This window comes from Mesorhizobium sp. M0500 (genome assembly GCF_040321165.1).
Taxonomy (GTDB): domain Bacteria; phylum Pseudomonadota; class Alphaproteobacteria; order Rhizobiales; family Rhizobiaceae; genus Mesorhizobium.
In genome coordinates, this window is record NZ_JAMYRB010000007.1 from 16,784 (window position 1) to 38,382 (window position 21,599).

General features: G+C 62.4%; 16 protein-coding genes. 8 read left to right on the forward strand and 8 right to left on the reverse strand.

Going from position 1 to position 21,599, the window contains the following annotated elements; translation table 11 throughout:
- The first annotated feature begins 1 nt into the window (after position 1).
- The 5 genes from NKI70_RS15040 (at position 2) to NKI70_RS15060 (ending at position 5,635) form a co-directional block, all read left to right on the forward strand.
- Positions 2 to 784 (forward strand): ABC transporter permease, encoded by a 783-nt coding sequence (locus tag NKI70_RS15040; protein WP_352724705.1) that lies wholly within the window; start codon positions 2 to 4, stop codon positions 782 to 784.
- Complete coding sequence (locus NKI70_RS15045; RefSeq protein ID WP_023679913.1) at positions 781 to 1,851, forward strand: ABC transporter ATP-binding protein; 1,071 nt, start codon at positions 781 to 783, stop codon at positions 1,849 to 1,851. Before NKI70_RS15040 ends, NKI70_RS15045 begins: the two co-directional genes overlap by 4 nt.
- Positions 1,848 to 2,609 (forward strand): MBL fold metallo-hydrolase, encoded by a 762-nt coding sequence (locus NKI70_RS15050; RefSeq protein WP_352724707.1) that lies wholly within the window; start codon positions 1,848 to 1,850, stop codon positions 2,607 to 2,609. Before NKI70_RS15045 ends, NKI70_RS15050 begins: the two co-directional genes overlap by 4 nt.
- A gap of 460 nt (positions 2,610 to 3,069) precedes the next feature.
- A complete protein-coding gene (locus tag NKI70_RS15055) occupies positions 3,070 to 3,843 on the forward strand; it encodes an NAD kinase (RefSeq protein WP_352699910.1) in 774 nt (257 codons plus the stop codon).
- A gap of 190 nt (positions 3,844 to 4,033) precedes the next feature.
- On the forward strand, positions 4,034 to 5,635 hold the full coding sequence (locus NKI70_RS15060) for a DEAD/DEAH box helicase (RefSeq protein ID WP_352570918.1): 1,602 nt from the start codon (positions 4,034 to 4,036) through the stop codon (positions 5,633 to 5,635).
- 81 nt (positions 5,636 to 5,716) lie between these two features.
- Here the strand turns inward: NKI70_RS15060 and NKI70_RS15065 are convergent, their stop codons facing one another.
- Positions 5,717 to 7,729 (reverse strand): BTAD domain-containing putative transcriptional regulator, encoded by a 2,013-nt coding sequence (locus NKI70_RS15065; protein WP_352570917.1) that lies wholly within the window; start codon positions 7,727 to 7,729, stop codon positions 5,717 to 5,719.
- A gap of 447 nt (positions 7,730 to 8,176) precedes the next feature.
- Entirely contained in the window at positions 8,177 to 9,118 is a 942-nt protein-coding gene (locus tag NKI70_RS15070) for a LysR family transcriptional regulator (RefSeq protein ID WP_352570916.1), read from the reverse strand.
- A gap of 72 nt (positions 9,119 to 9,190) precedes the next feature.
- Between NKI70_RS15070 and NKI70_RS15075 the strand changes: the two genes are divergently transcribed.
- Together NKI70_RS15075 and NKI70_RS15080 are read left to right on the forward strand one after the other, a co-directional pair.
- Positions 9,191 to 10,075: an NmrA/HSCARG family protein gene (locus NKI70_RS15075; protein WP_352570915.1), complete on the forward strand. Its 885-nt coding sequence runs from the start codon at positions 9,191 to 9,193 to the stop codon at positions 10,073 to 10,075.
- A 48-nt stretch (positions 10,076 to 10,123) separates the two neighbouring features.
- A complete protein-coding gene (locus NKI70_RS15080; protein WP_352699915.1) occupies positions 10,124 to 10,396 on the forward strand; it encodes a DUF2798 domain-containing protein in 273 nt (90 codons plus the stop codon).
- A 90-nt stretch (positions 10,397 to 10,486) separates the two neighbouring features.
- On the opposite strand, the gene NKI70_RS15085 is transcribed toward NKI70_RS15080, so the two are convergent.
- From NKI70_RS15085 to NKI70_RS15110, 6 genes are all read right to left on the reverse strand, one after another.
- A complete protein-coding gene (locus tag NKI70_RS15085) occupies positions 10,487 to 11,134 on the reverse strand; it encodes a YiaD family glycine zipper/OmpA-like lipoprotein (protein ID WP_023679922.1) in 648 nt (215 codons plus the stop codon).
- 174 nt (positions 11,135 to 11,308) lie between these two features.
- On the reverse strand, positions 11,309 to 11,677 hold the full coding sequence (locus NKI70_RS15090; RefSeq protein ID WP_023679923.1) for a GFA family protein: 369 nt from the start codon (positions 11,675 to 11,677) through the stop codon (positions 11,309 to 11,311).
- A gap of 177 nt (positions 11,678 to 11,854) precedes the next feature.
- Entirely contained in the window at positions 11,855 to 12,241 is a 387-nt protein-coding gene (locus NKI70_RS15095; protein ID WP_031212810.1) for a hypothetical protein, read from the reverse strand.
- 473 nt (positions 12,242 to 12,714) lie between these two features.
- Positions 12,715 to 13,846 (reverse strand): peptide chain release factor 2 gene (prfB, locus tag NKI70_RS15100; protein WP_156937454.1). Its coding sequence is split into 2 segments (ribosomal slippage): positions 12,715 to 13,779 and positions 13,781 to 13,846, totalling 1,131 coding nucleotides; the frame shifts between segments, so codons are not numbered across the junction.
- 133 nt (positions 13,847 to 13,979) lie between these two features.
- Positions 13,980 to 16,436 (reverse strand): penicillin-binding protein 1A, encoded by a 2,457-nt coding sequence (locus tag NKI70_RS15105; RefSeq protein ID WP_023679927.1) that lies wholly within the window; start codon positions 16,434 to 16,436, stop codon positions 13,980 to 13,982.
- A gap of 214 nt (positions 16,437 to 16,650) precedes the next feature.
- Positions 16,651 to 17,913, reverse strand: coding sequence for an N-acetylmuramoyl-L-alanine amidase (locus NKI70_RS15110; RefSeq protein ID WP_352593831.1), 1,263 nt, complete (start codon positions 17,911 to 17,913; stop codon positions 16,651 to 16,653).
- A 666-nt stretch (positions 17,914 to 18,579) separates the two neighbouring features.
- Between NKI70_RS15110 and NKI70_RS15115 the strand changes: the two genes are divergently transcribed.
- Positions 18,580 to 21,549, forward strand: coding sequence for an Rne/Rng family ribonuclease (locus NKI70_RS15115; RefSeq protein ID WP_352699917.1), 2,970 nt, complete (start codon positions 18,580 to 18,582; stop codon positions 21,547 to 21,549).
- The last annotated feature ends 50 nt before the right edge of the window (positions 21,550 to 21,599 follow it).

Below are 21,599 nucleotides of genomic sequence, written 5' to 3' on the forward strand. Positions count from 1 at the left end.
CATGCGCGCTCTCATCCGCCTTGTCTCCGGCCTTTACGCCCTCGCCATCTACGGCTTCATCTTCTTGCCGGTCGTCGTTCTGGTGCTGTTTTCGCTGCAGGCAACCTCGTTTCCGATCCCGCCCTTCACCGGGCCGTCGCTGCGCTGGTACGAGGCCGTGCTCGCCGACACGCGGCTGACTTCGGCTCTGGTCAATTCGCTGCTGGTGGCGGTCGTCTCCTCGGCTGTCGCCGTCACGCTTGGCTTTCTCTCCGCCTGGGGTTTTGCGCGCTTCGCCTTGCCGGGCTCGGGCCTGATGCGCGGGCTGATCACCTTGCCCTTGACCGTCAGCTATCTCATCATCGGCATGGGGCTGCTGGTGCTGTTCAACTGGACCGGCGTACCGAAGTCTCTACTTGCCGCAGGCATCGGCCATGTCGTGATCAACCTGCCGCTCTGCTTTGCCATCGTCTACAGCCAGATGGGCGACCACCAGATCAATATCGAGCGCGCCGCGCGCGACCTCGGCGCGCCCGAATGGAAGGTGCTGCTGCTGATCACCGTGCCCATCATGGCGCCGGCCATCTTCGCCGGCTTCTTCCTGTCGATGACCTTCTCCTGGGACGAGTTCGTCATCTCGTTCCTGTTGACGCGCTTCGACACGACGCTGCCGGTCGAGATCTGGAACCTGCTCCGCTCCGGCCTCAATCCCAAGACCAACGCCGTCGGCTCGCTGGTCTTCGCCGTCTCCATCGTACTGGTGGTATTGTTCGAGCTGATGCTGTTGCGGAGGAAGCCGGCATGAGTGCGCCACTGGTCGATATAAGCTCCGTCTCGCATCGCTTCGGTCAGCACACCGTGCTGAAGAACGTCTCGCTGACGATCGAGCCTGGCAGCTACACGATCCTGCTCGGCCCGTCCGGCTCCGGCAAGACGACGCTTTTGTCCATCCTCGGCGGCTTCGTCACGCCGAGCGAAGGCAAGGTGCTGATCCGCGGCGAGGACTGCACCGCCGTGCCGCCGGCGAAGCGGCCGACGACGACCGTGTTCCAGGATTATGCGCTGTTCCCGCATATGAGCGTCGGCAGCAATGTCGGCTTCGGCCTGCGCATGCGGGGTGTCGATGGCGCAACCCGGGCAGCAAGGGCACGCGAGGCGCTGGCGCTGGTTGGGTTGGCCACTGCCTTCGACAAGAAGCCGCATCAGCTTTCCGGCGGTCAGCGGCAGCGCGTGGCGCTGGCGCGCGCCCTGGTGGTCGAGCCGGCGGTGCTCCTGCTCGACGAGCCGCTCGGCGCGCTCGACCTGAAATTGCGCCGGCAGATGCAGGATGAATTGAAGGCGATCCAGAAACGCGTCGGCACCGCCTTCATCCACGTCACCCACGACCAGGAAGAGGCGATGGCGCTGGCCGATCATTGCGTGGTGATGAATGACGGGCGCATCGAGGACGAAGGGCCGCCCGAGCGCGTCTATGCACGGCCGGCGACGCGCTTTTCCGCGACTTTCATGGGCGAAAGCACGCTGATATCGGGAACGGTGACGGAGGCGAAGAGCGGCAAAATCACCGTCACCACGAAGCTTGGGTCGCTCTCGCAGCCTGGCACATTGCCGGCCGGCTCGACCGTTGCGCTGGCCATCCGCCCGGAGCATCTTGTTCTCGGCGCTGCCGCCGGCGCCGTGGCGCTTGGCATGGTCAAGGTCAGCGACGTCGTCTTCCAGGGCAGCTTCAAGCGTGTGCTGGGGACCTCCACGACCGACCCGGCGCTGCACTTCATCGCCAAGGTCGCGGCAGCATCGGCCGTCCAGCCGGGCGACGTTGTCGCGGTATCGTGCGATGCTGGCGACATCATCCTGCTTGCGGACCAAACATGAGCACGCTTCCAATCATCGACGCTCCTGACTGGTACGAAACTATCCGCATGGGCGATGGCGTGACGCTGATCCACGAGCCGTGGATCAAGCCGTTCTTCCGCTGCAACATCTGGCATGTGCGCGGCCGCGACCGCGATCTTCTGTTCGACACCGGCCTCGGGCATTTCAGCCTGCGCCGCCACGTGCCGCTGGTCACGGAGCGCAAGCTCACCTGCGTGGCCAGCCACACGCATTTCGATCATATCGGCTGCCATCACGAATTTCCCGACCGCTGCGTGCACCCGGCCGAGGCCGAAATCCTCGCCGATCCACGCAACGAATGGACGGTTGCCGACCGCTATGCCACTGACGAGATGTTCGACGGCATGCCGCAAGGTTGGGACACGAAGCGCTACCAGATCCTGCCCGCACCAGCCGGCTGGTTGCTCGAGCAAGGCGACATCGTCGATCTCGGCGACCGTGCCTTCGAGGTCATCCACACGCCCGGCCATTCACCCGGCGGCATTGCGCTCTACGAAAACAGGACGGGCATCCTGTTTTCCGGCGACATCATCTATGACGGCCCGCTGATCGACGACGTCTATCACTCCGATATCGACGATTATGTCGAAACGCTGCTGCACATGCGCGATCTCGATGTCTCGGTCGTGCACGGCGGCCATTTCCCGAGCTTCGGCAAAGTCCGCTATCGCCAGCTTGTCGACGAGTATCTCGCGCAAAAGCGCCAGGCCGGCTGCCATCTGTTGCAAGCCCGATAAGCACTGGCGCTGTGGCGTTAAAGCGCCCTTTGCGGACAGGGTGTCCCCGCCGCGTCGCCGCAGCGTGAGGCCGTGGGCTCGGGTCTAAAGCTCTTTTCCTCCGACTGGCGCACCAGTTCCGCGAAAGCCAGGGCAAAACTTGCCAGCATCAGGAAGACAATAATCAAGCGTGCCAGCGGCAATAGATCGGCCTCGACTGGTTAGCCCCCACGCCGCCCGTCCGCTGCCGGCTAACATGATCGATATGGCTTTACGAGAGTTTAAGGCGAGTCTTAACCATCACATCATTTTGTCCTCCGACATGATGCGCGAGTGCGGCTTGTTTGGTCGCCATCTGCAGGCACCTCCCTCCCTTTGCAGAAATGCCCACCCATGCTAACCCGGCGCTGGCGCGGCCCAGCAACCGGTCGCCGCCAATCGGTCGCCAGGCGGTCGTCCCAATCGGTTGTCGTTGAGAGCCATGAGCAAAACCGCCAGCCGTTTCGCCTTCGTCTCATCCGGTACCGCCGACGCCAATGCGGCGTTGGAAAGCCTTTCGGCACGCTACGGCCAGGCATCCGTCGAAGAAGCCAGGATCGTCGTGGCGCTCGGCGGCGACGGCTTTCTGCTGCAGACCCTGCGTGAGACGATGAGCACGGGAAAGAAGGTCTACGGCATGAACCGTGGCACCATCGGTTTCCTGATGAACGAATACCGCGCCAGCGGCTTGACCGGGCGCATCGCGGCGGCCGTTGCCGAAACGATCCGTCCGCTGGAGATGCAGGCGGTGACGGCCGAAGGCGAGACGATTTCGGCGCTCGCGATCAACGAGGTCGCGCTTTGGCGCCAGTCGTACCAGACGGCCAAGATCCGCATCACCGTGGATGGGCAGGAGCGGCTGGAGGAATTGCACTGCGACGGCGTGATGATTGCGACGCCGGCCGGCTCGACCGCATATAATCTGTCGGCGCACGGGCCGATCCTGCCGCTCGACGCTCCGCTGCTGGCGCTGACCCCGGTCAGCCCGTTTCGTCCGCGCCGCTGGCGCGGCGCGCTGCTCTCCAACAAGGCGATCGTGCGTTTCGACATTCTGGAGCCGGAAAAGCGGCCGGTGAATGCCGCCGCCGACCACACCGAGGTCAAGGCGGTGACGACGGTCACGGTGAGGGAATCGCCGACGGCAACGGCGACGCTGCTGTTCGATCCCAACCATTCGTGGAACGAGCGCATTCTCGCCGAACAGTTCAGGTATTGAGCCGGCGCAGCGGCCACTGCGCAAATTAAGCATCGCGATTAAGGTTACGACTTCACAATCGCGCCAATGCCGCCCGTTTGTGTTGACAAATCGTGGGCTTGCGCCTACCTGCAATACCAATCTTGCAGGCGCGCGGCGCTTGCCGCGACTGCATATGTTGCGCCCCCGAACCAGCCAAAGACAGCCAAACTTGTCCTCAGACACCCAGATCGCTCAAGAAGCGTTGACCTTTGCAGACCTTGGCCTGTCGCCGAAGGTCCTTTCCGCAGTTACCGATGCCGGCTACACCGAGCCGACGCCGATCCAGGCTGGCGCCATCCCTCACGCCTTGCTCGGCAAGGACGTGCTGGGGATAGCCCAGACCGGCACCGGCAAGACGGCGTCCTTCGTCCTGCCGATGCTCACCCGGCTGGAAAAGGGCCGCGCCCGCGCCCGCATGCCGCGCACGCTGATCCTCGAGCCGACGCGCGAGCTCGCCGCGCAGGTCGAGGAAAACTTCGTCAAATACGGCAAGAACCACAAGCTCAACATCGCACTGCTGATCGGCGGCGTGTCCTTCGACGAGCAGGACAAGAAGCTCGAGCGCGGCGCCGATGTGCTGATCGCGACTCCCGGCCGCCTGCTCGACCATCGCGAGCGCGGCAAGCTCCTGCTCAATGGTGTCGAGATCCTCGTCATCGACGAGGCCGACCGCATGCTCGACATGGGCTTCATCCCCGACATCGAGCGTATCTGCGAGATGATCCCGTTCACCAGGCAGACGCTGTTCTTCTCGGCGACGATGCCGCCGGAAATCACCAAGCTCACCGAGAAATTCCTGCACGCGCCGGTGCGCGTCGAAGTGTCGAAGGCAGCATCGGCCGCCACCAACATTATCCAGCGGCTGGTGAAATCCGGGCCAAAGCCGTGGGACAAGCGCGAGACGCTGCGCAATTTGATGAAAGCCGAGGATGCCGAGCTGAAGAACGCCATCATCTTCTGCAACCGCAAGATCGAGGTATCGGAGCTGTTCCGCTCGCTGCTGAAATATGATTTCGACGCCGGCGCCCTGCATGGCGACATGGACCAGCGCGCGCGCATGCAGATGCTTGCCAATTTCCGTGACGGCAAGCTGCGCTACCTCGTTGCTTCGGATGTCGCGGCGCGCGGCCTCGACATTCCCGATGTCAGCCATGTCTTCAATTACGACGTGCCGATCCACGCGGAGGATTACGTCCACCGCATCGGCCGTACCGGCCGCGCCGGGCGCTCGGGCAAATCCTTCACCATCGCGACCAAGTCGGACACCAAATACATCGACGCCATCGAGCGGCTGATCGGCACGAAGATCGAGTGGCATGACGGCGATTTGTCGACGGTCGTTGCCAGCGAAGGCGGCGAGGATGAGGCCCCGCGCCGTGGCCGCGGTGCGCCACGCCGTGCCGGCCGCAAGGACGACGCCGACGCCAAGGACAGGGGCGAGCGCAAACCGCGTGAACGCCACGTCAAGCGCAGCGAGGAAGCGGCGCCGGAAGCGGTTAGCGAGGAACAGCCAGTCGTGGCCGAAGCCACCGTCGCCGACATCGACGAGCGGCGTACCCGCAAAGAGGCGATCCGGTCGGAAAACAGCGAACGCCAGGCTTCACCTGAACGGAAGGCTTCGCCGGATCGCAACGAAAGGCGCGCGCCCGAACGCGGCGACACCAGGCCGCAGCGCGAGCGCCCTGCCCGCCAGCGACAGGAAGACAATGACGCGACCGTCGGCTTCGGCGACGACATGCCGGCCTTCATGCGGATCGTCGCCAAGGTCTGATGCTGCAGCGCTTGTGCGTCCTGCGGACGCGCGAAGCACCGAAACCTGCATAAGACAGCCTCGCTTCGCGCTGAGATGGGGTTAGTCCGGCAGGCCCGCCTTGCGAAGGCCTTCGATATATCTGCTGCGATCGTCCGGTCGATAAAACGGCGGCAGCACCTCGGCGAGATTCGAAAGCCGCAGCGAGGGATCGAACTCGCAAAGCCGGGCCATCATTTGCTGCGCTTCCGTTAGGCGCCCCGCAAGGGCATGACCCGCCGCCACTACACGCATCGCGCTCACGTAGTTCGGCTGGTGCCGCAGCGACTTTCCCGCCCAAGCGACGGCGTCATCGTAGTGGCCTGCACAAAAATGAGCGAGCCCGGTGTTGAACTGCCAAGCGAACAGGCGTGGATCCAATGGGCTTAGGCGCATGGCAAGCGCGGCGTGCTCGATGGCCTTGCCTGGCTCGCCCAAGCAAGCCCTCACCCAGCTGCTGACGCCCAAAGCAGCGGCCAAGTTCGGGTTGAGAGCGAGCGCGCGATCGATGCAAGCCGCACTATCATCAAGGTCGCCGCCTACGTAGCCGAGGACGTATCCACCGTAGGAAAGCGCAATTGCATCGTCCCTTCCGAGTTCGACCGCTCTCCTGGCCAGTCGAGTAGCTTCGGCAATCTCTTCTGCACGGTCGACCATCCAGCCGTTGCTTTTTCGGGTAGCGTAGCACCGCGCCGCCCGCGCATGGGCTATCGCGAACTCCGGGTCACGGTCGATCGCCTTCATGAAGAGGCGCAAGGCGTCGTCAATCGCCGATCTACTAGTGATCGTTCGGTCAAAGGCCGCCAGCCCGCGGAGATAGTAGTCATAAGCATCGAGGCTTTCTGTCGGTTTGCGTTTGGCACGCTCGATCTCAGCCTCCTCCATTTTCGGTGTGATTGCGCCGACGATGCTCGAGGCGACCTGGTCCTGCAGACTGAAAACTTCGGCGAGCGTTCCATCAAAACGGTCGGCCCAGAGATAGGCCCCCGTCGAGGTGTCGATGAGCTGCCCGGCGATGCGCAGGCGGTCGCCCGCCCGGCGAACACTTCCCTCGACCACATAGCGCACGCCCAGCTCACGCCCGACCTGCTTTATGTCTATGGACCGTCCCCTGTAGGTGAAGCTCGAATTCCGTGCGACCACGAACAGGTGACGAAAGTGAGCCAAGGCGGTGACAATGTCTTCCACCATGCCGTCGGCGAAATATTCCTGCTCCACATCACCGCTTAGATTCTGAAACGGCAGCACCGCAATCGACGGCTGGTCGTCGCGCCTCGTCGGGGCCGCCAGAACCTGCGCCAGTGATGCGGCGGCAGAGCTTGGCTCAGGCCGCTGACGTTCAGTTCTTTCACGGGACTGCAGGGAAGCCGCAAGTGAGCTTGTCTGCTCCTCTGGGTCCGCATTCAGATGTTTTTTTAAAGCTGCCCGACACAGCTCGACCTGGCGCAAGGCCGCGTTTTCGTGACCTCGATGAGCGTGGATGCGGATAAGCGCCCGATGGGCTGCCTCCGCCGTCGGATCCGAGGCGAGCAATCTCTCCGCGAGCCCTTCGCAGGCCGTCTCTTCCGCTGAGCCGGGTGCGGGCAGCGCCAGGCTCAGCCGATCGACCAACTGCAGCGCCTTGCGCTGATACTTGCTCAGATACGGTCCAAACCACTCGTCCAGTTCGTCAGGAATCGTTTGCCCGGCAAGCAGCTCACCGCGATAGAGATCGGCTGCGAAGGCGAGATCGGTGGTCCGGCCCTCCTCTAATTTCCGGTCGAACACCGAGATGTCCGCCTCATCCGGACCGGCAATCAGCACGACGGTCTCCTGATCCCCATCGATGTAGACGGTGGCATCCAAGCTGGCCGGGAACGAGCGCCTGATGTCGACAAGCGCTTGCCGCAGACTATTGCGGGCTTGCCCATTGCTTCGCCCCGGCCAAAAGGCTTCGGAAAGCTGCTCGCGACGATGGCCGCGGCGGCCTGCGAGAACCAGAGCAGCAAAAAGAAGCGAAGTCTTGCGTGTGGCGAACCGGACGGGCCGGTGCTCCGGGGAAGTAACCTCCAGGCCACCAAGCAACCGGATGCGCACAAATCGTCTCCAGACTTTGACCGCAGCGACAGAATAGCATCTCGGTAGATTGATTTAACACCGATTTAACGGCGGATCGTCGGACTCCTCCCAATTGTTCACGCACAGCCGAACAGCCCGAAAACACCTGCGTGGCACGCTCCCACCCGCAAACTCGAAACGGGAGACTAAGAAATGGCTCACACGGGAACTCGCGCCGGCAGCAGCGCGTCCAAACGCCGCTGGCTTGGGTCTGGCCTGAAAAGCGCAGCAATGATGATCACTGCCTTCACGGGGTGGCGGCGGACCGTCGCAAGACGCAGGGCATTGGCAAATTTGACGACCGATCAGCTGAATGACATCGGTCATTCGGAGGTCCATCAACCCGTGGTCAACGCCGCCAAGGCAGTTCTGATCACGAACTTGATGTCGATGAGGTAAGATCGGCGCTCAGATTAGTTTTGCGCCCTAAAGGTTCTTGAGCTCCAGGCGGGATGCCAGCAGGTCCAGAAAAGCGCGAACTTTGGCGGAGGATGATCTGCCTTCCGGCCACACGGCGTGTATCGGCACCGGCACAGGCTCGAATTCGGTCAGAACCAGTTCCAGGCGGCCGTCGTCCACCAGGTGTTTTATCTGCCAAAGCGGCGAGTAGCCCAGACCCAATCCGTGAACCGCGGCTGCATAGATGGATATCATCAAATTCGACCGGAAAGTGCCCGCGACCTTCACCGACCGGGGCTTGCCTTCAATCTGAAACATCCATTCGCCCGGGCGGCCGTCGACAGTTCGTACGATGCAATCGTGCTCACGCAATTCAAGCGGATGGGCCGGTCGGCCGCGTTGCTGGAAGTAGGCAGGTGCGCCGAACACGACGCGCCGCAACGCCCCCAGCCGCTTCGCACGTAAATTGGAATCCGGCAAATTGCCGATCCGGACCGCCAAATCGAGACCCTCGGCATCAAGATCGACAAATTCATCGGAAAGCTGGAGGTCAACCTCGACGCGGGGATATGTCCGCATACAGTCGGCGATGACCGGCATCAGGAAATCCGGGCCGAACAGAACCGGGGCACTCACACGCAGGATGCCCGACGGCTCCGACCGTCGGTTGGCCGCCTGAAGCCTGGCTTCGTTAATTTCCTCGACGGCGGGTTTGATGCGCTGGAAAAAAGCCGCTCCGGCTTCGCTCGGCGTCGAGCGGCGTGTCGTCCTGTGCAGAAGCTCGACCCCGATGGATTCCTCCAATGTCGCCAAGGACCGACTGACCGACTGCAGTGAGCGGTTCAGCCGGCGTGCGGCAGCCGTCAGGCTGCCGTGCTCGACAATGGCAATGAAGGCTTCGAAATCATCTATCCGGCTCATCGCTCCTTTCTCCCGAAAATCGGGAGAAACTATCGCAAAATCGATCAATTGTAACGCAGTTCGCTAGATTTTATCTTCCCTGCATAGGCCGAAAGGCAGACTTGAGGGAAGGAGATCGTCATGCGAACACCCAGTCCAACGGTCCTGATCGTAGGCGCCGCAGGCCGCGTTGCCGGTTTGGTGGTGCCTGAACTCGTCCGCCGCAATGCCAGGATTCGGGCGCTTGTTCGTGACGCCGCGAGTGCCGAAAAAGCCCAGAAAGCCGGTGCATCCGAGATCGCGATCGGAGATCTGCGCGACCATCGGAGCCTTGAGCAGGCCGTGGAAGGTGTCGACGGTGTCTTTCACATCGGACCGGCCTTTGCTCCCGACGAAGCCGCCATGGGGGTTGCCATGGTTGAGGCGGCGGCGCGAGCAGGCGTTCGAAAGTTCGTCTTTTCGTCGGTGATCCAGCCGACCAATACGAGGCTGGAAAACCATGCAAGCAAGGTACCCGTTGAAGCTGCCCTCTATTCGACGAACATGGAGTACACCATTCTGCACCCGGCCAATTTCATGCAAAATATCGCGGCGGCCTGGCCGTCCGTCGTCGAGCACGGCGTTTTCGCCGAGCCGTTTCCAAGGACGGCGAAGCTCGCCCGCGTCGACTATCGCGATGTGGCTGAAGTTGCGGCAATCGCACTGACCGAAACGCGTTTGTCCTATGCGACCCTCGAGCTGTGCGCCGACGGTATGCACAGCCGCGAAGAGGTCGTCGCCATGATGAGCGAAGCGCTTGGCCGGCCGGTTTCGGCGGGCGAGCCGACATTTCAGGACTGGGCGGCGAAGGCCCGCCTTCCCTATACGGACCGGCAGTTGCAGATGCTGGCCAAAGTACACAGCCACTACGCCAAATACGGCCTCGGCGGGAACAGCCTGACGTTGCGTGCCGTGCTTGGCCGCGAGCCGCGTTCGCTGCGAAGCTTCATTCGGGAATTGGCGCTGCAGACGGCATATGCCGCCTGATCGTCCTCACAATAGCGCCTACGCATATTTTTTTATTAGGAGATTTCGATGCAAGCATCACCGGACCGAGCCTTCAAGTTGAGAAAGCTGCCGCCCTCCTACGGCGCGGTGGTGATGCCGTTGGTTCTTTCGATTCTGATGTCCTCGATTGTCTCGGCGGTTTCGACGGCAATCGGCGCAGGCTGGACTAACGGGTTTATAGCGGCCTGGAGCTATGCGTGGGGCGCTTCATGGCTTGTTGCGTTTCCCAGCCTGCTGATTGTGCTTCCGATCGTGCGCCGGATCGTTGCCGCAATTGTCGAACAGCCGGCCCGGTCCTGATATCGCGAACGAAGGGCGCCGGCGGCCGGTGGTCCGGCATAACCATTAGAGCGGCCCCTTGCGGGGCCGCTCTCGGTTCATGTGCTTGCCTCAGGTGAGCGGCGACAGCTGGATCTCGACGCGGCGGTTCTGAGCCCGGCCGGCAGCCGTCGCATTGGAGGCGATCGGACGCGTCTTGCCGAAGCCGGTGACGGCGAAGCGGCGGGAATCGACGCCCTGTCCGGACAGATAGTTGGCGACCGCCAAAGCACGGCGCTGCGACAGGTCGAAATTGTGCTCGTCGCCGCCGGTCGAGTCGGTGTGGCCGAACACGTCGACGGTGGTCTGCCGGAACTTTTTCAGCACAAGGGCAACCGAATTCAGCACCGGATAGAAACCGGCCTTCACCGCGTCCTGGTCGACGTTGAAGGTGATGTCGGACGGCATATTGAGGATGATCTGGTCGCCGGTGCGGGTGACGCTGACGCCGGTGCCCTGAAGCTGTCGGCGCAGTTCGGCCTCGTTCTGGTCCATGGTGGCACCGATGGCACCGCCGGCAAGCGCGCCGATGCCCGCGCCGATCAGCGCGTTGCGGCGGTCGTTACCGCCGGCAAGCATGCCGAGCCCGGCACCCGCCAAAGCACCGAGACCGGCGCCGGCAGCGGTGTTGGAAACCTTCTGTTCCCCGGTGTAGGGATCGGTGGTGCATGCGCTCACGAGCACAGCCGTCGCCACGACGGCGAGCACAATCTTTTTCATATGGTGGTCCCTCTCCATTCCACGGTCGCGCAACGGCGCACCGCATCAGCCCTTCCAGCGACTTGTACCATGAAATGCGGCGAAAAACGGACCAGCAAAAGCCGTTGCCGCGGCTTTCCCCGGCTCAATTCCACACGCCTGCAGCGGCTCGCGCGACCACCCCAATTCGATCGGCTACCAGAGATTCTTGCCGTCGATGACCACCACTTCGACCTTGTCGAGATCGAAATCGTCGAACAGCCGCGAGTTCACGCTGATCTTCGGATTGTCGAAATTCGGCTCGCCTGTCGACCAGTCCGGCGTCTCGGTGAAGGTGCCGCAGCCGCAGGTGGCGCAAAAACCGTGTTTTATGGTTTTCGATCCCCACTGGTAGAACGAAACATTCTCGGGCGGGCTGGTGAGTCTGAATTGCGATGGGGTGTAATAGGCCCACAACGAACCGCGTTTCGAACAGAAGGAACAGGTGCATCGCGTCACTGTCTGCGGCGCTTGCGAAACCTCGAACGTCGTCGCCTTGCAGTGGCAGCTTGCCTTGATGGTCATGAATTGGTCCCTCACAATGCCGCCGCCCCGTACGGCAAAGGCAGCATAAAGAAACGCTCCTGACAACTGCCGGTCAGCAGACCTGTGAGCCTGCGATGCACAGATCGAAGGCCCATCGATCCAAAACCGCTGCACACGCTCGGGTCAGCCCGTGGGCAAGCTTTTGGGCGTCATGCGCTAGTAGGACGATGGGGGCACGAACAGGCAGATGGTCTTTCCGTCATTGGCACCGGCAACGGAGCACCAATGATATTCGCCGTCGGGCGAATTCTTGATCCGCTTGTCGCTATAGGCCACGACTTCCCCGGTTCCTTTGATGACATAGCCCTCGGGACGTTCGCTGATCGATGTCTGAGAGACCTCGCGGCAATCATAGCCCGAGCAGCAGGAGAACGGATAGCTCCAGCCTTGCGGCATTGCCGCGGTCGGCTTGGCATCATGCGCCAGAGCAGGCGCCGCAAATGGAATGGCGGCAGCAATCAAAACCACTGCCGCGACAAGTGAATTCAGGAGTCGGCGCGCCGTGCGGGCGACTGGGGCCGGTCTGGTTGTGAGAGCAGGCATGAGCGCAGTTCCTATCAACGGTTGTCAAGCATTTCGCTTGCCCGTTCCCGGAACGTGTCTTCCCAGTGGCCGGATCGTCAGGTCGCAGATACGCCGCGTCCGGCCATAAATGCTTTTTTCCTCCCCAGCGCATGAATGCTGGGCTGATTCCTTGGTTGGCGCAAGGAATTGCTGTCGCAATCGAACGCCGACCTCTGCAGCCGGAACCAACCTGCCGCCCTGGTTGACGAACCTCGTCGACCCCCGGCAGAGGGATCGCCAATAACGGGATTTGGCTCGCGCTGGTTCCAGGCTTGGCACCGGCAGGCCCGAGGCATCCGCGTCAAAAGCGGAAATCGATTTTGAAAAACTCTACGAAAAACAAAGTTGTAGAACGACAGGTAGGTGCAAATTGAGAGCTCGTCACTCTCGCACGATGGCCGTAACTCTCGCGTGATGAACCCACATTCCTGCCGGATTGGTGCCCGGCGGCCTCAGTCGATATCGGCCACCGTTTCGCCGGCGCCACCCTCGATCCGCTGCGACAGCGAGGCTTCCATGAAATCATCGAGGTCGCCGTCGAGCACGCTCGACGGGCTGGTGCTCTCGACACCGGTGCGCAGATCTTTCACCAACTGATAGGGCTGCAGCACGTAGGACCGTATCTGGTGGCCCCAGCCGATATCGCTCTTCGACGCTTCCGTGGCGTCCGCCACCGCTTCGCGCTTCTTCAGCTCTTCCTCGTAAAGCCGCGAGCGCAGCATTTCCCAGGCCTTGGCCTTGTTCTTGTGCTGGGAGCGCTCGGCCTGGCAGGCAACCGCGATGCCGGTGGCGAGATGGGTTATGCGCACGGCCGAATCGGTGGTGTTGACGTGCTGGCCGCCCGATCCCGACGACCGATACGTGTCGATACGGACGTCGGATTCGGAAACGTCGATGTCGATCGTATCGTCGATGACGGGATAGACCCAGACGCTGGCGAAGGAGGTGTGGCGGCGCGCATTGCTGTCATAGGGCGAAATCCGCACGAGACGATGCACGCCGGATTCCGTCTTCAGCCAGCCGTAGGCGTTGTGGCCCTTGATCAGCAGCGTGGCGGACTTGATGCCGGCTTCTTCACCGTCATGTACTTCCAGCACTTCGACCTTGAAGCGGCGGCGCTCGGCCCAGCGCGTATACATGCGCAGAAGCATCGAGGCCCAGTCCTGGCTTTCGGTGCCGCCGGCGCCAGCATGGACTTCCAGATAGCTATCGTTGGCGTCAGCCTCGCCCGACAGCAGCGTTTCGATCTGGCGCGCCTTGGCCTCGCCGCGCATCGAGCGGATCGCCGCTTCGGCCTCCGCGATTACGCCCTCGTCGCCCTCTTCCTCGCCAAGCTCGATCAGGCCGATATTGTCTTCCAGGGCCTGGGTGAGGCCTTTGACCGCAGCAATACCTTCCTCGAGGCCCTGACGCTCGCGCATCAGCTTTTGCGCTTCCAGCGGCTCGTTCCAGAGGCTCGAATCCTCGGCACGGACATTCAGGTACTCAAGCCGCTTTATGGCTTGATCCCAGTCAAAGATGCCTCCTCAGCAGGGTTATCGCCTGCCTGATCTCGTCGACAATATTTTGCGTTTCCGCGCGCATGGCTGGCTGTTCTGTCCTGTTGCTAAATGGCGGCTTGATGGCGCGATACATAGGGACGGCACCGGCCCCTGTAAAGCGGAATGGGCCGGCTCGACCATCATCGTCAAGTCGGCCCGACCCGATGTAGCGATTGTCAGTAGAGCCCGCCGCCGCCCGACTGGATGGCCTGGTTGGCCTGCGGCGACAGCGCCCCGCCGGTGGCGTTGGAGCCGTCCGCACCCATGCCGATCACCCAATAGCTGTCGGCGGGACCGGTACCCGGCTTGAAGGCTTCGGTGATGGTTCCGGCGTCGCCCGCGTTGGCTCGCATGCCGGTCTTGCGATTGATCGCAATCAGCTTCATGCCTTCCGGAACCTTGAAGTCGACATTGGGCGTGCCATCCAGCGCCACGCGCATGAAATCCTTGAAGATCGGCGCGGCAAGGCCGCCGCCGGTCGCGCCCTTGCCAAGACCTTTCGGCTGATCGTAGCCCATATAGAGGCCGACAACGAGGTTCGGCGTATAGCCGATGAACCAGGCATCCTTTTCGTCGTTGGTCGTTCCGGTCTTGCCGGCGATGTGACGGCCAAGCTCGTTGATGGTGGCGCCGGTACCGCGTTGCACGACGCCCTCCATCATCGATGTGATCTGGTAGGCGGTCATCGGATCGAGCACCTGCTCGGAGTTGTCGACCAGCTCCGGCTCTGGCTGGTCCTGCCACTCGGCGGCATTGCAGTTCGAGCAGCCGCGTTCGTCCTGCCTAAAGACGGTCTTGCCGTAGCGATCCTGGATGCGGTCGATCAGCGACGGCTTGATCGACTTGCCGCCATTGGCCATGATCGAATAGGCCGACACCATGCGCATCACCGTCGTCTCGCCGGATCCCAGCGCCATCGGCAGATACGGCGCCAGGTGGTCGTAGACGCCGAAACGCTCGGCATATTCCACGACCAGCTTCATGCCCATGTCGTTGGCAAGCCGCACCGTCATCAGATTGCGCGATTTCTCGATGCCGGAGCGCAACGTCGCCGGGCCGGCCACCGTTCCGTCGTAGTTCTTGGGCGTCCAGGTCGTGTTGCCGCTCTGGATGGTGATCGGCCCGTCCATGATCACGGAGGCGGGGGTATAGCCATTGTCGAGGGCGGCCGAATAGACGATCGGCTTGAACGACGATCCCGGCTGGCGCATGGCCTGCGTCGCCCGGTTGAACTCCGATTGCGCGTAGGAGAAACCGCCGACCATGGCCAGGACGCGTCCGGTATGCGGGTCCATGGCGATCAGGCCGCCTTCCACTTCGGGAACCTGGCGCAAGCTGTAGCTGTTGTCCGAGCCGTCGTTCTTCTGCACGAAAATCACGTCGCCCGGCTTCAACACGTCGGCGGGCGACTTCGCCTTGACGGTCCTGCCGTCGACCACGTGGCGCATGGCGAAGCTCATGTCTTCCTTGCTGACAGTGCCTTCGACGCGGTCCTTGACGATTTCGCCGGAGATCTGGCGCGTCGGCTGCAGGCCGATGGACAGGCCGGTGGCCGAGCTGTCGAGCACGACGGCGAGCGACCATTCCGGCACGTCCTCCAACCGCTTGACGTTGCCCAGCGGCACGCCCCAGTCGCCGGAAACGTCGATGCTCGTGACCGGCCCGCGGTAGCCGCGCAGCGTGTCGAACTTCATAAGTCCGTTCTGCATGGCCTTGCGGGCAATCAGCTGCATCTTCGGATCGAGCGTCGTGCGGACGGAAAGGCCGCCCTCGTAGAGCGCATTCTCGCCATAGCGCGCGATGATCTGGCGACGCACTTCCTCGGTGAAATACTCCCCGGCGAAGAGATAGTTGCCGGTGCGGCGCGGCGTGACGCCGAGCGGCTCGGCCTTGGCCTTCTCGCCTTCCTCATGCGTGACGTAACCGTTCTCGACCATCTGGTCGATCACCCAGTTGCGGCGCTCCAAGGCGCGATCGGCATGCTTGAAGGGATGGTAGTTGTTCGGCCCCTTCGGCAGAGAGGCGAGATAGGCGGCTTCGGCCACGGTGAGCTCGTTCACCGATTTGTCGAAATAGGTTAGCGCAGCACCGGCGACGCCATAGGCGCCGAAGCCGAAGAAAATCTCGTTGAGATAGAGCTCGAGAATGCGATCCTTCGAGTAGGCCTGCTCGATGCGGAAGGCGAGGATCATCTCCTTGATCTTGCGCTCGTAGGTCTGGTCTGAAGACAACAGGAAGTTCTTCGCCACCTGCTGGGTGATGGTCGAGGCGCCGACCTGGCGCTTTCCCGAGCCAACATTCTGCAGGTTGACGACAATGGCCCGGCCAAGGCCGGTCACGTCAATGCCGGGGTGATTGTAAAAGTTCTTGTCCTCGGCCGACAGGAAGGCCGCCTTGACACGATCCGGGATCGCCTGAATCGGCAGATAAAGCCGCCGCTCACGCGCATATTCGGCCATCAGCGCGCCATCCGACGCGTGGATGCGGGTCGTCACCGGCGGCTCGTATTTGGCCAGCACCTCGTAATCGGGCAGGTCCTTCGACAAATGGCCGATATAGATCGCCACGCCCGCCGCGACCAAAAGGGCCAGCGTCGTGCCGATGCCGAAGAAATAGCCAATGAGACGAATCATACCCGCTCCAGTCCTTGGTTCGGGAATTTCCTAAACGAAGCCGCCCTTCGCGCAAGCTTTCGGGACGATCCCAAACCGTAATCGCAAAACCCATGTCGCGACCATGTGGGCAAAATACGGCAGCGTGGAATTTCGGTTTCGAATGCCGGAAATAAAAGCACAGGGTGTTGTCGCCGTGCAACGCTGCTTCAGGTTGTGGGCGCCGGCGGACATTTCAGCCTCCGGCCCCCGTTCCGCTCTTGGCCGAAGCAAATAGGGCAACGGCGTTGGTTATGCTCTGGGTCGCCTTGTTGCGCCAATCGGCGCTGAGCAATTGCGCTTCGTCCTTGGCGTTCGACAGATAGCCGAGTTCGACCAGCACGGATGGAACGTCCGGCGCTTTCAGCACCTTGAAGCCGGCAGAACGCTGCGGGTTGTTGATCAGACCGACGCTGGTGGAAAGCTGTCCGACGAGAGTATGGGCGAAGCTCATCGAAAAATTATGCGTCTCGCGGCGGATCAGGTCGATCAGGATATCGGTCACTTCCTTGCTGTCGTCCTTGATCTCCATGCCGGCGAACTGGTCGGAAAGATTTTCACGGTCGGCAAGCGCCTGCGCCTCGGGATCGGAAGCCTTGTCGGACACGGTGTAGACCGTTGCGCCGCGAATGCCCTTGAGGCTGATCGTGTCGGCATGGATCGAGATGAGCAGGTCGGCCTCATGCTGGCGGGCAATGCGCACGCGGTCGTCGAGCCGCAGGAACACGTCGGTCTCACGTGTCAGGAACACGTCGTATTTGCCGCCGGCGGCGAGCTTGTCGCGCAGTTCCATGGCGAAGGCGAGCGTCACGTTCTTCTCGACCGTCCCGTTCAGGCCCTCGGCGCCGCCGTCGATGCCGCCATGGCCGGGATCGATGACGACGGTGAAACGATGGCCCGGATTGGAGACCGGCCCGGTACCGACCCTGCCGGCCTTGTCGGCGGAGACCGTCGAACCGGTGGTCAGCGCCTGATTGGCGAGCGCTGCGTCGAATTCCCGCTGCGAGGCCGCCGACATGTCGATGGCGATGCGGTAGCCGTTGCCGTCATCGTTCTTGAGCACGTCGAGATTGTCGACGGCGAACGGTCCCTTGCCGGTGAGAATCAGCCGCGATTTCCCCTCGCCGAGTCCGCCGTAACGCACGGCGCGGACAAGCCCGCGCGGCTTCATATCCTTGGCATTGAGGGCGAATCTCGTGGCCGGGAGATCGATGACCAGGCGATTGGGGCCGCGCAGCAGGAACCATTTGATGTCGGGCTCGCGGTCGAAATTGATGACGATACGCATCTTGGTGGCATCGCCGGCCATCTTGTAGCTTATGGCACCGAGCGGTGCGTCGGCAGCACGCGAAAGCGGCGAAAAGACCAGGCAAGCCAGGATCAGCGGCAGCAGGCAGGCGGTGCGGAAGAACCAGCCTCCATGATGACGGCCCTTGTCTGCGAAGCCTGCCAGTCCCATCTTTCTACCAATCGCTCCCGTTGGCGTCATGCCCGATCGCTTGTCGAAGTGCCCTATTGCTTGTCAAAGTGCTGGCAGGCCGCGAACTCGATTAACGATTGGTATCCAGAGAAGGTTAACCAAGCCTTTTCATGGAAGGCTTGGAACCGGGGCTTCCGCTGCGGAACGGCTTTTTGCCGGCATCGGGAATCGGGGTTGCCTTCCAACCCGCCAAATCATAAAAGCGATGGTGGATCACTGCAATCCTGGAACCGTCCTCCTCCGCAGCTTCCTGCTACAGGTCAGACGCAAGACGGCTCCTTTCGCTTCAGGCGAAGAAGGCATCGGTGATCGCGACGATTTTCGCAGGCGTGCTCCCGTGGCGGGGGAATCGCCTGCGTGAGCAAAACGGCCGGGATTGTCCCGTGCCGGCTCTGTATGAGCAAACAAGCTGGTCCGGTTTTTTCCGGGCTTTGGTTCAAAAGGTTCTGCTGGTGACGATGGCTTCAAGCGCAATCATGGAAAGGTCCGCAACAAACCGCGCCACTACGGCTGCGGGCGGCACCGCCATGGCGCTCAGGCAGCGGCCGGCGGACGTTCAATTGTCCGGCACCCATGTTCCAGGTCCACGGCAGCGGGCAGTGTCCTGCAAGCTGCGGCCGACGGCTGCCGGGAGGAAACGAAATAATGCCCAACAAAATGCTGATAGACGCCTCCCACCCGGAGGAAACACGCGTTGTCGTCGTTCGCGGTAACCGTATTGAAGAATTCGACTTTGAATCCCAGGACAAGAAGCAGCTCAAAGGAAATATCTATCTCGCCCGCGTAACGCGCGTCGAACCTTCCCTCCAGGCAGCCTTTGTCGAATATGGCGGCAACCGTCACGGTTTCCTCGCCTTCAGTGAAATACATCCCGACTACTACCAGATTCCGGTCGCCGACCGTCAGGCGCTGCTGCGTGCGGAAGCACAGGAAGCCCAGGACGAAGAGGACGAGGAAGCCGCCGAAGGCGAGGACCGCCAGAGCCGCGACCGTGGCAAGCGCGGACGCCGGCGCGGCGGCAAGAGCCGCGACCGCGGCGAGCACAGGCGCGAGGCAGGCGCGGCCGACGGTGAGAATGGCGAGAACGGCGAAGATGCCGTCGCAGAAAAGCTGGATGCCGTTGCCGACAACACCATGTCCGACATTGCCGGACAGAGCGAGGGTGCCGCCGGGCAGAGCGATGAAGTCGCCGATAGCGGCGAGACCGAGCCTTCCGAAGGCGGATCGAGTTCCATCGCTGCCAGCGTCGATGCCGATGTAATCTCCGAAGCCGTTCCACAAGTCGAGACAAGCGGGGCAGAGACAAGCGGCGAAGCAACCTCCGAAGACAATGACCGCGGCATGCTGGAAGAGGTGCAATCCTCACATCCGGACGATCACGAGGTCGAATCGGTCGGCGCCGAGGACGCGCTGGAAGAAGTGCGCAACCGCCGCAAGCCGGTGCGCCGCCAGTACAAGATCCAGGAAGTGATCAAGCGCCGGCAGATCCTGCTGGTACAGGTCGTCAAGGAAGAGCGCGGCAACAAGGGTGCAGCGCTGACCACCTACCTGTCACTGGCCGGCCGCTATTCGGTGCTGATGCCGAACACGGCACGCGGCGGCGGTATTTCGCGCAAGATCACCAATGCGCAGGACCGCAAGCGGCTGAAGGAAGTGGTCGCCGATCTCGAAGTGCCGCAAGGCATGGGTGTCATCCTGCGTACGGCAGGCGAAAGCCGCACCAAGGCAGAGATCAAGCGCGACTATGAATATTTGATGCGGCTTTGGGAAAACGTCCGCAATCTGACGCTGCAATCCACGGCCCCTGCCCTGGTTTACGAGGAAGGCAGCCTGATCAAGCGCTCGGTGCGCGACCTTTACAACAAGGATATCGACGAGATCCTGGTTTCCGGCGAAGAAGGCTACCGCGAGGCCAAGGACTTCATGCGCATGCTGATGCCGAGCCACGCCAAGGTGGTTCAGCCGTTCCGCGACACGACGCCGATCTTTGTGCGCAACGGCATCGAAGCGCAGCTCGACCGCATGCTGCAGCCGCAGGTGACGCTGAAGAGCGGCGGCTACATCATCATCAACCAGACGGAAGCGCTGGTCGCCATCGATGTCAATTCGGGCCGTTCCACCAAGGAGCACTCGATCGAGGACACCGCACTTCACACCAATCTGGAAGCCGCCGAGGAAGTCGCCCGGCAATTGAGGCTGCGCGATCTCGCCGGCCTCATCGTCATCGACTTCATCGATATGGAGGAGAACCGCAACAACCGCTCCGTCGAGAAGCGGCTGAAGGATCACCTCAAGAACGATCGTGCCCGCATCCAGGTCGGCCGCATCTCGCATTTCGGCCTGATGGAGATGTCGCGCCAGCGCATCCGTGCCAGCGTGCTGGAATCGACCATGAAGCCTTGCCCGCATTGCGGCGGCACCGGCCATGTGCGCTCCGATTCGTCGGTCGCGCTGATGGTGGTGCGGGCAATCGAGGAATTCCTGCTCAAGGATTCGCGCAGCCACATCACGGTGCGGACGCCGGCGGCGACCGCGCTCTATGTGCTCAATCACAAGCGCGGCACGCTGGTGGAATTCGAGCACCGCTTCGGCGTGACCATCACCATCGAAGCCGATGACGCGGTCGGTGCACAACACTATGCCATCTTCCGCGGCGCGCTGGCCGAAAAGCCGGAAGGCTTTGTCGAGGCGCGCACGTTCCCGGCCTATGTCGAGCCGGAAGAACCCGAGGACGAGATCGTCATCGAAGAGGAAGACGAGGCACCGGTGCAGGCCGAGCAGCCACGCCCTGCCCAGCAGCCGCAGCAGCCAAGGTCCGGCGAGGACGGCGAAGGCCGCGATCGCAAGCGCCGCAAGCGCCGCAGACGGCGCGGCGGCAAGGATCGTGAACACGGGGATCGTGAACACGGGGAACGTGAACACGCCGATCGCGAGCATGGCGCTGCTGTGGAAGGTGCTTCCGTTTCGGCGCCGATAGACGATGCCTTCGTAGCCGCCGGCGATCAAGGCGCCGAAGCGGAACGTGAAACGCCGGCCGGTGTTGCCGAAACGGCGGAAGCGGCGGACGACGGTCACGGCAAGAAGCGCCGGCGCGGCAAGCGCGGCGGCAAGCGCAATCGCCGTGAGGACGGCGAGGACGGCTTGGAAGCTGCCCCCGGCGAGCCCACCGCCATGACGGAAGGTGCCGTGTCGGAAGCAGAGCCCGTAATCGGCGAGCCGGAAGGTGCGCCGCCGGCCGAAGAGCTTGCGGTGCTTGCTCCGGCGAACGACGACATGCCGAGCGCCGAAAAGCCGAAGAAGCCGCGCCGTGCCGCCAAGCCGAAGAAGGTTGCGGCGGAAGCAGTTGCCGAGATTGCGGGCGCCGAGACATCGGCTGCCGAGGCCGCCTCCGTGGCTTCCGGCGAGACCGCTGCGCCGGCTTCGCAGGAGACCGAAGCGGCGGCTGCCGAGGAAACGCCGAAGGTCCGGCCGTCGCGGCGCAAGCCCGTACCGGTGGATGCTCCGGTCGTGCCGGTCGTCTCCTCGATCGTCCCCGACGAGGCAAAGACCGAGGAAGCAAAGGCCGAGGACAAGCCGAAGCGTGCCGGCTGGTGGCAACGGAAGGGCTTTTTCTAAGCCTTTCCGTGCATTAGCCAGACTTTCTGATTAAAAAAATCCCGCGCTGC